1 protein-coding gene is annotated in these 761 nt (G+C 70.8%); it reads right to left on the bottom strand.

Going from position 1 to position 761, the window contains the following annotated elements:
* Nucleotides 1–2: 2 nt before the first annotated feature.
* Nucleotides 3–599 (bottom strand): hypothetical protein, encoded by a 597-nt coding sequence (locus tag AC1DWF_RS33890; protein WP_476842873.1) that lies wholly within the window; start codon nucleotides 597–599, stop codon nucleotides 3–5.
* Nucleotides 600–761 lie beyond the last annotated feature (162 nt).

Genomic DNA, 761 nt, shown 5'->3' with positions numbered 1-761 from the left:
GGCTATGCCACGGCGCTTTCACTGATGACCCTGGCGACGGCTGCGCTGCCGCGCGCATGAACCGCTCGAGCGGGGCGGTGCGTCCAGCGCGGCGCGCCGCCGGCGCGGCCGACGATCTCGTCGAAGTTCGCCGCGGCAGCCACGCCGGCCTTCTGCAGCATCGCGGCCCGCGTCGCTGCCGCCAGGCCCGCATCCTGCCAACCCGCTGCCTCCAGCCGTCGCCCGAGCCTGGCCAGTGATCCGGGCGCCAGATCGGCTAGCTCCTCGAGCTGATGGCGGTCGGCCTGCAGCGGCCCCTCTTTGGTGAACAGCGCACGGGCCTGCATCTGCTCGCGGTGAGCCGCACGCGTCGTGCTGCCGCCGCCCAAGGTCTCGCTCAAGGGCATGATGGCGTCGAGCAGCGTCCGCAGGATCACGTGCCGGAAGAGCTTGATGATGGCGTCCGGCTGCGCGACCGCGTCGGGGTAGATCTCGCGTCGCTTGGCCGGCTGCGGCGATTGCGCGGCGAGGTGCCTCCGCTTCCGCAGCAGCGCGGCGTCAGTGGCGAGGTAGCGGTTGGGCCGCCCTCGGGCGGTGCTGCTGCTGATCGATGTGGACATCCGGCCGGCTCCCGTAGAAGTTTGGTGGGGCCGGTCTCCCGGTGGTTCTCCAGTGGGTGGTGGATCTTGGCGAAGGCGGCGTCAGCAGTGACGCCGCCTTCATCATGTCCAAGATGTCGGCTGTGCCGCGAGCGGACTAGTCCCCATCAGGGGGCTGTGGAC

Source organism: Aminobacter sp. P4_D5, assembly GCF_056401815.1.
This window is presented reverse-complemented; position numbering and strand designations above follow the sequence as displayed.